The 11605-nt window shown below is 52.0% G+C and carries 9 protein-coding genes and 1 pseudogene; 3 read left to right on the top strand and 7 right to left on the bottom strand.

All coding sequences use genetic code 11. The features are described from left to right. A partial coding sequence (locus E1162_RS01335) for a single-stranded DNA-binding protein (protein WP_155125877.1) occupies nt 1-434 on the bottom strand: 434 nt, incomplete at its 3' end. A gap of 419 nt (nt 435-853) precedes the next feature. On the opposite strand from E1162_RS01335, the gene uvrA reads away from it, so the two are divergent. Beyond that, on the top strand, nt 854-3799 hold the full coding sequence (uvrA, locus tag E1162_RS01330) for an excinuclease ABC subunit UvrA (protein WP_155125838.1): 2946 nt from the start codon (nt 854-856) through the stop codon (nt 3797-3799). Between the two features lie 595 nt (nt 3800-4394). Here uvrA and E1162_RS01325 read toward each other — a convergent pair. Then, entirely contained in the window at nt 4395-4940 is a 546-nt protein-coding gene (locus E1162_RS01325; RefSeq protein ID WP_257098558.1) for a hypothetical protein, read from the bottom strand. A 274-nt stretch (nt 4941-5214) separates the two neighbouring features. On the opposite strand from E1162_RS01325, the gene trmFO reads away from it, so the two are divergent. Both trmFO and E1162_RS01315 read left to right on the top strand, forming a co-directional pair. Then, nucleotides 5215-6630 carry a methylenetetrahydrofolate--tRNA-(uracil(54)-C(5))-methyltransferase (FADH(2)-oxidizing) TrmFO gene (gene trmFO, locus E1162_RS01320; protein ID WP_155125836.1) on the top strand — a complete coding sequence of 472 codons (1416 nt, stop codon included), beginning with the start codon at nt 5215-5217 and terminating at the stop codon, nt 6628-6630. 131 nt (nt 6631-6761) lie between these two features. Continuing rightward, nucleotides 6762-7175 carry a YybH family protein gene (locus E1162_RS01315; RefSeq protein ID WP_155125834.1) on the top strand — a complete coding sequence of 138 codons (414 nt, stop codon included), beginning with the start codon at nt 6762-6764 and terminating at the stop codon, nt 7173-7175. Nucleotides 7176-7205: 30 nt separating this feature from the next. On the opposite strand, the gene E1162_RS01310 is transcribed toward E1162_RS01315, so the two are convergent. The 5 genes and pseudogenes from E1162_RS01310 to yajC all read right to left on the bottom strand — a co-directional run bounded on the left by E1162_RS01310 (nt 7206) and on the right by yajC (nt 11495). After that, complete coding sequence (locus E1162_RS01310) at nt 7206-8075, bottom strand: phytoene/squalene synthase family protein (RefSeq protein WP_155125832.1); 870 nt, start codon at nt 8073-8075, stop codon at nt 7206-7208. Continuing rightward, a complete protein-coding gene (locus E1162_RS01305; RefSeq protein ID WP_155125829.1) occupies nt 8075-8473 on the bottom strand; it encodes an Mth938-like domain-containing protein in 399 nt (132 codons plus the stop codon). Before E1162_RS01305 ends, E1162_RS01310 begins: the two co-directional genes overlap by 1 nt. A gap of 27 nt (nt 8474-8500) precedes the next feature. Next, nucleotides 8501-9448, bottom strand: a complete 948-nt coding sequence (secF, locus tag E1162_RS01300) for a protein translocase subunit SecF (protein WP_155125828.1) — start codon at nt 9446-9448, stop codon at nt 8501-8503. 18 nt (nt 9449-9466) lie between these two features. Then, nucleotides 9467-11073 (bottom strand): annotated as a pseudogene (gene secD, locus E1162_RS01295) (protein translocase subunit SecD). An 89-nt stretch (nt 11074-11162) separates the two neighbouring features. After that, complete coding sequence (gene yajC, locus E1162_RS01290) at nt 11163-11495, bottom strand: preprotein translocase subunit YajC (protein ID WP_155125826.1); 333 nt, start codon at nt 11493-11495, stop codon at nt 11163-11165. Nucleotides 11496-11605 lie beyond the last annotated feature (110 nt).

The following is an 11605-nucleotide window of genomic DNA, read 5'->3' as shown; positions in this document are numbered from 1 at the left end:
CCGCCGAAGCCGCCGCCAGACTGACCACCACCGTAGTTTCCGCCACTACCGCCGCCGAAATCACCGCCCTGACCGCCTTCACCGCGACCATCAAGCATTGTCAACGTAGAGTTGAAGCCCTGCAAAACGATCTCGGTAGAATAACGTTCCTGACCGCCCTGATCCTGCCATTTACGAGTCTGAAGCTGGCCTTCGATGTAAACCTTGGAGCCTTTACGCAGATACTGCTCTGCAACTTTTGCAAGACCTTCACTGAATACAACAACGCGGTGCCATTCGGTACGCTCACGTCGTTCACCAGTACCGCGGTCACGCCATGTTTCAGAGGTCGCAATGCGCAGGTTTACAATCGGACGGCCATCCTGCGTGCGACGCACTTCCGGGTCTGCACCAAGGTTGCCGACCAAAATAACTTTATTGACGCTACCCGCCATTTAACTCTCCTAGAGGCTCGGCCACTTTTAAAAAGGGTAGCCACATACATAATTGCTAAACTGCAAACTATCCAGTCCAGTGCGTGCGGGCAAATTGGCTCGCTCAAATGCTGGTATTTGTCCACATTAGATCAAGCTGTCCCGTTGCCGAGCTTTCCGTCTTCTTAGAAATTCGCAATCCTATTCGTATCGCGTTCGCAGTTTGTTCTCAAGCCTTAAATCAACTTGATACATCCTTGGAAACTCTAGGCTCAAAATTTGAGAATTTTCCATCGCTGTTTTTACTTGCATCCTCCCTTATGTTCCATATATGTTCCACTCCTAATTTCTGCCGGAAGGTTGAGCTGGTGCACTATTTGCCTATCTAGCTCGTAACACTCAAATTAGTAGCCCGACTGGGAATACTCAGGGAAACAGTAATGGCGAAGACTTCCAGCGCTGCCAACAAGGCACGCCTGTCCACTACCCACGATCAAAAGTTTATTTCCGTGCGTGGAGCACGCGAACATAACCTTAAGAACGTTGACGTGGATATTCCGCGCGATGAACTCATAGTTATCACTGGGCTTTCCGGCTCCGGCAAGTCTTCCCTTGCCTTTGATACGATCTATGCTGAAGGCCAGCGCAGATATGTTGAAAGTCTGAGTGCTTACGCTCGTCAGTTCCTTGAGATGATGCAGAAGCCGGATGTTGATCAAATCGATGGTCTGTCACCTGCTATCTCCATTGAACAGAAAACGACCAGCAAAAACCCGCGCTCTACGGTTGGCACGGTAACCGAAATCTACGACTACCTGCGCCTTCTATTTGCTCGCGTCGGGGTGCCCTATTCTCCGGCAACCGGTCTGCCGATTGAAAGCCAAACCGTAAGCCAGATGGTCGATCGTGTACTGGACTTGCCCGAAGGTACACGCCTTTATCTTCTCGCTCCAATTGTTCGCGGCCGTAAGGGCGAGTACCGCAAGGAACTTGCTGAGCTGATGAAGAAGGGCTTCCAGCGTGTAAAAATCGACGGAACCTTCTATGAGATCGCTGATGCCCCTGCGCTCGACAAGAAGTTCAAGCATGACATTGATGTTATCGTTGACCGCGTTGTCGTGCGTCCGGACATTTCTGGCCGCCTTGCTGATTCTTTTGAAACCGCGCTTCAACTAGCAGAGGGCCTCGCAACTGTAGAGTTTGCGGATATCAAGGAAGGCCAAGAGCAGGCGGAACAGATTATCTTTTCCGAGAAATTTGCTTGCCCAGTGTCCGGCTTTACGATTGCAGAAATCGAACCGCGACTATTTTCCTTTAATAACCCGTTTGGGGCCTGCCCGACCTGCGACGGTCTAGGTACTCGCCTCGCGTTTGAAGAAGATCTTGTCGTACCGGACCAGTCATTGAGCCTGCGCAAAGGCGCTATTTTGCCTTGGGCAAAAACCGGGGCGACTTCTCCGTACTACAACCAAACGCTCGAAGCGATGGCCGCGCACTATGAAGTGTCCATGACCACACCTTGGCGCGAATTGCCTGAAGAATTTCGAAGCGCGCTGATGTACGGCACCGGAAAAACTTCCATCAAGTTCGTCTATGATGATGGCACGCGGTCCTACAAGACCGAGAAGCCATTCGAAGGTGTAATCGGTAATATTGAACGTCGTTGGCGTGAGACCGAATCCCAGTGGGTGCGAGAAGAATTGTCGCGTTTCCAGTCCGATCATGCCTGTGAAGCATGTAGCGGCTATCGTCTAAAGCCAGAAGCTTTGGCAGTTAAGATTGACAGCAAGCATATCGGTGAGATTACCGCGCTTTCCATCCGCAACGCGCTCGTCTGGTTTGAAGACCTTGAAGAGCGTCTGACTGGTAAGCAAAGCGAGATCGCATATCGTATTCTTAAGGAAATCCGCGAACGTCTCCGCTTCCTTAACGACGTTGGTCTTGAATACCTTTCCATGTCCCGCTCGTCTGGCACACTGTCAGGCGGCGAGAGCCAGCGTATTCGCCTTGCATCCCAGATCGGCTCTGGCTTGACCGGCGTTCTCTATGTACTGGATGAGCCGTCCATCGGCCTGCATCAGCGTGATAACGAGCGCCTTCTTGGTACGCTCAAACACCTTCGCGACCTTGGAAACACCGTTGTTGTTGTAGAGCATGATGAGGATGCAGTACTGACCGCTGACTATGTCTTGGATGTGGGTCCAGGTGCGGGTGTACATGGCGGTGAGATCATCGCTCAAGGTACGCCTGATGAAATTATGGCGAATCCAGCATCGCTTACCGGCCAGTACTTGAGCGGCAAGAAGGAAATTCCGCTACCTGCAGAACGGCGCAAGCCAACAAAAAGCCGCTTCCTGAAAGTCTTTGGCGCCCGCGGTAACAACCTTCGTAATGTAGATGCGCAGATCCCACTTGGAACCTTTACTTGTGTAACTGGTGTTTCCGGTGGTGGTAAATCCACATTCCTTATCGACACCGTTTACAAATCCGTGGCTCGCCATTTGAACGGCGCCAGAGATAACCCTGCCCCGCATGATCGCATCGAGGGTATGGAGTATCTTGATAAGGTGATTGATATCGACCAGTCCCCGATTGGCCGTACGCCTCGCTCCAACCCTGCGACGTACACCGGTGCGTTTACACCTATCCGTGAGTGGTTTGCGGGCATGCCGGAAGCGAAAGCGCGTGGTTACGCGCCAGGCCGTTTCTCTTTCAACGTGAAAGGCGGCCGCTGCGAAGCCTGTCAGGGTGATGGTGTTATCAAGATTGAAATGCACTTTCTGCCGGACGTCTACGTGACATGTGATGTGTGCAAAGGAAAGCGCTATAACCGTGAGACTTTGGAAGTCCTCTTCAAAGGCAAATCCATTGCTGATGTTCTGGATATGACAGTTGAGGAAGCAGCGGAGTTCTTCTCGGCGGTGCCATCTATTCGTGACAAGATGGAAACGCTGGCTCGAGTTGGGCTTGGGTACATTAAGGTTGGCCAGCAAGCGACCACCCTTTCAGGGGGTGAAGCACAGCGCGTGAAGCTTGCCAAAGAGCTATCCAAGCGCTCTACCGGTCGTACGCTTTACATTCTGGATGAGCCAACGACCGGCCTTCACTACCACGATGTAGCCAAGCTGCTTGAGGTTCTCCATGAGCTCGTAGAGCAAGGAAACACTGTTCTTGTGATTGAGCATAACCTTGAGGTGATCAAAACCGCCGACTGGATTCTTGACCTTGGCCCAGAAGGCGGTGATGGCGGCGGCCAGATTGTTGCAGCCGGCACTCCTGAAGATATCACAGAAGTCCAAGAGAGCTACACAGGCCGATTCCTTAAAGAGCTTCTTGAACGGCGCGAGAAAACTGGCTCTTCAAAGAGTCTCAGCGCTGCTGAATAGGCTCCCAATACCCTATGTGGAAAAAATCAGGTGCGCTTCGGCGCACCTTTTTTGTTTTTCGGTGTCTTCAATCAGCTTTGAATTGTGTCATCCAGAACCACAGCCTTCGATTTTGCACTTGCACAATTTCCGACTTTCGGCAGAGCATTTATGCCCAAAAACCGATCAAAAGCGCTCACGAGCTATGCAGAAACAGAGATAACAGCATCAAACACCTCTAAACCGCTCTTTTTAAACGCCTAATTCCCGCCACTTTGTTGCCGATTTCACACATGCGCATACAATAGCCATGCAGTAAAAGCATATCTGACATGCGAAATGATGTGGTGCACAAAACAAATCGGTTCTGTATAAACACTTTCAAGACGAGCGACGCACTCCTCCCAATGCGGCGCTCTCTTCTAAGAGTTCTGGATATTTCCTCCCATGATCCATTGCTCTTGAAATTAGCCTGACGATGATTTCCTCCCACATCGTTAAGGCATCAAACAGAGATTTCCTCCCAGTTCTCTGTTTCCTGATAGCTACGCCCGCCCATTCCTCCCAAATGGCGGGCGTTTGCTATTCAGCCCTTACGTTTCCCAAAACGCTTGAATTATTCCAGATCTGCTGCGGTTATCTTCATCCATTGCTCCACCAGTATAATGTCCGGCGGTTTTGCATTGGGTAGCCGCCAGCTATCGACAACGTATGCTTTTCCGGTCTTCTTTTCTGAAATTACCGCAGATGCGTGCGGGTAACGGCCATCAAGGAAAAAACCACGTGCTGTTGGTCGCTCGACGTTGTGGTGTTCCAAAAATCCTCTACTTTGCGCATACAGCAAAAGGCTCGTGGTGTTTGCAGATTCATCAATGCAGTCCATCTGGCCGCGTTTGCCGGAATTATGCATATCGAGCCCACCAACATCGTTGGTCGAGCCAACTATCTTTCCAATGCGCCGCTCTTGCCACACCACCGCTCTGCTAATCGCTGCGCGTTCAGCCTTTGCTGACTTTCCGCCTCCAGCGAGAATACGTTTAAGCTTTTGATCTGCCGCGCGATCAAATGGAACAGTTTGTTTGAACTTGCAGCCAAACCCATGACAAATAATTGCAGCATTTGCGGTTGGCGGAACACCGTTCATTTGCGCGTACCATTTCATGGGATCGCCCGTATGTGTGCTGACACATCCAGAGAGTGCGACTGCAAACAACCCGATTGCCCCGATTTTGCGCGCTAACACGGCTTTCATTCCCCTCAAAACCAAAGATTCCCTAAGGGAATCAAATTCTGCCCTTAAAATTGATGGACCATATTATTGAAAGGAGCAAGCTCTCAGGGTATTGAGTGTTCCAAAGCGTGCTTCCCCTGTTTGCGGCCGTAAAAATAACCGCAGGGGTTTGAAAAGCACCATTCTCAATTCAGTAGGAAAGAGTATGACACACAAACCGATCCATGTTGTGGGTGGTGGTCTGGCTGGTTCAGAAGCTGCATGGCAAATTGCCGAACGAGGCCTGAAGGTCGTTCTTCACGAAATGCGTCCGGTACGTAAAACCGATGCCCACAAAGGCGATGGTCTGGCAGAGCTGGTATGCTCCAACTCTTTCCGCTCGGATGACGCTGAAAACAACGCTGTTGGCTTGCTGCACGCAGAGCTTCGCGCGGCGGGTTCTTTGATTATGCGCTGCGCTGATGCCAATCAGGTGCCTGCAGGCGGCGCATTGGCTGTAGACCGCGACGGTTTTTCCGAAGCTGTACAAAAGGCCCTTGAAGAGCACCCAAATGTCGAGATCGTGCGCGAGGAAATTACCAGCGTTCCTTCCGAGGAATGGGGTTCCGTTATTCTGGCAACTGGTCCGCTCACTTCCGAAGCTCTCAGCGCTGACATTTTGAAGAAGACCGGCGAAGACTCCCTCGCCTTCTTTGACGCGATTGCGCCGATCATCAACACAGATTCCATCAACATGGATGTTGCTTGGTATCAGTCCCGCTATGACAAAGTTGGACCGGGCGGCACAGGCAAAGACTACATCAACTGCCCGATGGATAAAGAGCAGTACGAGGCCTTCATTGACGCTTTGATCGGCGGCGAAAAGACAGACTTCAAAGAATGGGAAAAGGACACCCCTTACTTTGATGGCTGCCTGCCAATTGAAGTTATGGCTGAACGTGGCCGCGAAACCCTGCGCCACGGCCCAATGAAGCCGATGGGCCTTACCAACGCTCATAACCCTGATGTTAAGGCATACGCTGTTGTTCAGCTTCGTCAGGACAATGCTCTGGGCACGCTGTACAACATGGTTGGTTTTCAGACCAAGCTGAAGTACGGCGCACAGTCTGATATCTTCCGCATGATCCCGGGCCTTGAGAACGCAGTTTTTGCCCGCCTTGGCGGTCTGCATCGCAATACCTTCCTCAACTCTCCAAAGGTTCTGGACGAGACACTGCGCCTCAAATCCGCACCTTACATTCGCTTTGCAGGTCAGATCACCGGCTGTGAGGGCTATGTGGAGTCCACCGCGATTGGCTGTATGACCGGCATGTTTGCTGCGTTCGATTTGCTTGGTCGTGATTACGCAGGTCCGCCACCAACCAGCGCATGCGGTGCTTTGATCAACCACATCACTGGAGGCCATCTTGTGCATGAAGAGAGTGGCAAGCCACGCTCTTTCCAACCGATGAACATCAACTTCGGTCTGTTGCCTCCACTTGAGGCAATGCCAACCTCTACTGAAGGCAAACGCCTACGCGGCAAGGAAAAGACCAAGGCCAAAAAACAGGCTATGGCCCGCCGCGGTCTGGATGACTTCAAAGCGTGGATTGCTGATAAGCAGCCAGCAGTTCCAGCATAATGAAATTAGGGCGGCCACGGTGCCGCCCTTTTCTTTGGCAAGCTCTTCTAGATCGCAATCAATACATATCCATTGGTTGCTGGCCGCGCTTGAAAAACGCTAGTGTTTGATCAAAGCGAGAGGAGATCCCTATGTCTGACGCCACAGAAGACGCAGTGAAAGCAGTGTTGGAGCGCTTCCATGATGCGGTAAACGAGATGCTGAGAGGCAACCCCGAACCTGTGTCTGAGGTATTCGAGCATAGCGATGATGTAGTTTATGTGAGCCCCTTCGGCGCGACATTCAAAGGCTGGAATGCAACCTACGAAGACTGGCGCCATCAGGCAGAGACGCATATTGGGGGCGGTATTGAGGCGCAAAGCATTGACGTGATGCATAGCGCGGACATGGCGATTGTCATGTGCTCTCTCTACTCGGTCTCACAAGCAGAAATCGGAGAGCCACCCTCTATCCAGCCGTTTCGTACAGTGAGCGGCTTAAGACCTGATGCGCAAGGCCAGTGGAAGATATTCATGCACCACGTAGACCATTTCATGCAAGCGTGAGCGAAGTCTGTAAGACAACGCGTTCGTGGCCTAAGCAAAAGCCTTGGTGAGAGCTCTGGATGCACGCCATGTATGCCACTGGCGGGAGAGGTCCGACATTGGCTCATATGGCTGCAATCGGCCGTCGTCAAACTCGGGTAGCAGCTTAAGATATTGCTTATTCAGCATTACAGGAAGAAAAGCTGGCGTTCCCTCTAAAGGCAAGCCTGAGAATGCCGCTTCCATCTTTTCCATATGGTGGTCGATGTGGAACCTGATTTCAGCGGCAGCCTTTTCAAGAGCCTCTGAGCCCTTGCCTGAGAAAAGCCCCACTTCATCCAATCCATGACGACGCATAGTGTCCTGCGGAATAAACTGCTGCTTGCCTGCTATGTGCCATGGCAGCGCTATTAGAAGCCCTGTCATACCGTGGACCACACCGCCGTGACCGCACGCATCGCTGAACTTAGGAGCCTCCTCCGGTCCTACCAGTATGGTAACGGCCTGCTGTAGGAGCAGAGACTGCGTTTCGCCGCAGTAGCCCTCCAGATCATTCAGGCTCGGCATAGGGTCGTTGTAAAGATCAAACCGGCGCGCTTCCGCCATAGTGGCGAGCGCAGCGCTGGAAAGGTTGTAGTGTTCTACGGCGTCCAATAGCGCATCTGCTACAGGGTTGTCGCGCACATTGCCATGCCCTTCACCGCCTAGCGCGTCCACCCACCACTGAAGGCGAATTTCACCCGGTAGGGCTTCCTTTACTTGATGGGGAATTCGGGAAAGTTCCAACTGATAGGCATAGAGCGCTGCAAGGGCTGCGCGCTTGCTCTCCGGCGCATAAAGGCAGGAGAAATATCGGTCACGGTCCAGCTTGCGTAGCTGTTCCAGGCAGTATTCGAAATTCTCTTGGGTTCGTTCACTCATTATTCAACCGCTAGGAACACAGCGGCAACGGCTCGGTTCTCGTTGAAGAGCACGTTGTAGGTTCTAACCGCGTTACCGGTAGACATTGGGTCAGCCATAATACCGTGGCTGCGAAACTCTGCCTTCCACTCTTCAGGCAGAGGAATAAGGTCTGTCCCCGTTCCGACGATGAGGATCTCGATATCGTCGCTCTGTTCCAAAACAGGCGCAAAACTATCGAGGTCTACATCCTCAAAGGAAACGGGCTCCCACCCGTGAATGCCACTTGGCACGCACAAGAGGGAGCCCCTATGAGACATTTCGGCAAAACGAAAGCCACCATTTCCATAAGCATCAATTGCTGCCATTTGCGGCAAGTGTGCCTGTCTGATCTGGAGTGGCTGCCCACGTTTTGCCATGCTGTTCGATCTCCTTAAGCAGACCTATCAAGCAGAAGTTTTCTTTCCTTTTTCCGCTTCATCTTCTTCCTTATCAAACACGTTGGTACGCAGGTTGGTAAGGATGAGGAATGGAGCAGCAAGGAAAATACTTGAGAAGGTACCGATGACAACACCGAAGATCATTGCCAGTACGAAGGAGCGAATAACTTCACCGCCGAAGATTGCCAGCGAGAAAAGCGCCAGCAAAGTGGTGAGAGAGGTCATCGTTGTACGGGACAAGGTTTCGTTGATGGAACGGTCCAGAAGGTCCACAAGCGTCATCTTCTTGTAGCGGCGCAGGTTTTCGCGGATACGGTCGTAAACCACCACCGTATCGTTAAGCGAGTAACCGATAATTGTCAGCACCGCTGCGATACTGGACAAGGTAAAGTCCAGCTGCAGGATACAGAACAACGCTACAGTAAGGAGGATATCGTTGAATGTTGTGACAATAGCACCTAGTGCAAACTGCCATTCAAACCGGAACCAGATGTAGAACAGGATCATAATGAGGGACGAGGCAACCGCAAGGGAGCCGACCCACGCCAATTCACCAGATACACGTGGACCCACGATTTCCGTACGGCGGAACTCAACGTTTTCAGCCAGTACGCCCTGTACTTTAGACAGAACATCCTGCTGGGACGCTTCATCGTCGCCTTGGTTCTCGATGCGGATCAACACTTCATCCGGCTCACCGAATTCCTGTACCTGCACTTCACCAAGACCCAGACCATTCAGGTCAGAGCGGATCTGGGAAAGGTTTGCAGGGCCATCGGTGGTTTTCAACTCGATCAGGGTACCGCCTTTAAAGTCGATACCGAAATTGAGCCCAACGGTGAAGAACAGCACGAACGATGCAATTGCCATAAGGATAGCAGCTGTAAAGCTGACCTTGCGCCACTGCATAAACCGGATATTGGTTTTCTCCGGAACAATTTTGAGAAGTTTCATAAGTTCTCTCTCTCCGGATTAGATTGGCAGTTTCGTCACGCGTTTACGCTTGATCCACAAGGAGATTAGGAACCTTGAGATCGTTACAGCGGAAAACACGGTGGTGAAGATACCGATCATCAGCGTCACAGCAAAGCCTTTCACCGGACCGGTGCCGATGAAGAACAGGATGAGCGCTACAATCAAGGTGGTTACGTTCGCATCCAAGATGGTACCCATCGCACGGCTAAAGCCTGCATCGATAGCACCGATTGGAGAACGCCCTGCCCGCACTTCTTCACGGATACGTTCGTAGATCAGCACGTTCGCGTCCACGGCCATACCGATGGTTAGAACGATACCGGCAATACCTGGCAGCGTCAGCGTCGCCTGAATGGTGGTTAGAACACCAAAGATCATGGTTACGTTGGCAATCAGCGCAACGTTTGCGATAACGCCGAAGACGCCATAAGCAAGAACCATGAAGATAACAACGGCCAATGCACCGATTAGGGATGCAAGACGACCAGCGTCGATGGAGTCTTTACCAAGGCCTGGACCAACAGAGCGTTCTTCAATCACGTCAAGACGTGCTGGAAGCGCACCTGCGCGCAGGAGAACTGCAAGATCGTTAGCGCCTTCAACGGTGAAGGAACCAGAAATCTGGCCGGAACCGCCTGTAATCGGCTCACGGATAACCGGAGCAGAAATCACCTCGTCATCAAGAACGATAGCGAATGGACGGTTTACGTTCTGGCGAGTTACGTCTGCAAAGGTACGAGCGCCGGAGGTGTTGAAGCGGAAGCTAACAACTGGCTCATTGGAGTTCGGGTCGAAACCGACCTGTGCATCCTGAAGCTCTTCACCGGCAGGAGAGCGCGTTCTTCGAGCAGGTATGGACGCTGGTCTTCAAGACCGTACAGAACCATTGTGCCTGCTGGCGGGCGACCTTGAAGGGCCTGTTCGCCGGACATGCTGTCGCTAACCATGTGGAAGGTGAGCTGCGCGGTCTGGCCGACGAGGTCTTTCAGACGCTGCGGGTTGCTCTCACCCGGTGCTTCAACGAGAATACGGTCCGCGCCCTGACGCTGAATGCTTGGCTCCGTGGTGCCCAGCTCGTCAACACGGCGGCGAATAACTTCGATGGACTGCTCAACAACACCTGCAAGGCGCAGATCAAGGCCTTCTTCGGTGAATGTAAAGCGGAATAGACCGTTACCAGCGTCTTCCAAGGCGTATTCATTTACCGCCTGACCGCCGAATACGGTGTTGTTCAATGGATTAACCAGTTCGCTCAGACGCTTTTCTGCTTCGCTAATACGAGCAGTATCGCGGATACGAACCTGTACACTGTCGCCCTGAACACTCAGGCCGGTGTAACCAATACGCGGACTTTCGCGCAGCGCACTGCGGATATCACCGGTTAACTGGCGCAGCTGCTTTTGTTTGTAGTCCTGTTTGTCCACTTCATAAAGAAGGTAGGCACCGCCCTGAAGGTCAAGACCCAGAACGACCTGCTTCTTCGGCAGCCAATCTGGCCATGACTGCACGGTAGAAGGGGAAAAGAAGTTCGGGAGCGTTGTCAGAACACCGCCCATAACGACGAGGATGATCAGAGCGATCTTCCAGCGTGCAAAATAAAGCATAGTTGCCCTGTCCGGTTTCGGAGCCCGCCCTCCTCTGCACTAATGTGCAGGCCCGAAGGCGAGCTCAACAATTGATCCAAAAGCTGCGATTATTCGCCGTCTTTTACAGGTTCGGACTTAGAACGAACTTCCTGGATCATTGCGCGGACAACACGAATGCGAACGCCTTCAGCAATGTCTACCTGAACTTCGCTGTCGTCTACAACCTTGCTAACCTTACCGATGAGACCGCCTGCGGTCACAACAGTATCGCCGCGGCGAACGTTGTTCACCATTTCCTGATGCTGCTTAACGCGCTGGCGCTGAGGGCGGATGATCAGGAACCACATGATCACGAAGATCAGGATGAATGGCAGCAAAGACATGACCATCTCAGTTGCGCCGCCGCCGGCAGCTTGAGCATAGGCAGGTGTGATAAACATTTAGTTCTCCTTAGCCTGACGAATTTTTATGTCAGGATGTGTTTAACCGATATTGAACGGTCTAATTTGCATCAATAACCACAAATAATAGGTTTGGCGCAGGACTATAC

This window comes from Pseudovibrio flavus, assembly GCF_009711345.1.
GTDB lineage: Bacteria > Pseudomonadota > Alphaproteobacteria > Rhizobiales > Stappiaceae > Pseudovibrio > Pseudovibrio flavus.
The sequence above is the reverse complement of the archived record's forward strand: the minus strand, read 5'-3'. Positions and strand labels throughout refer to the sequence as shown.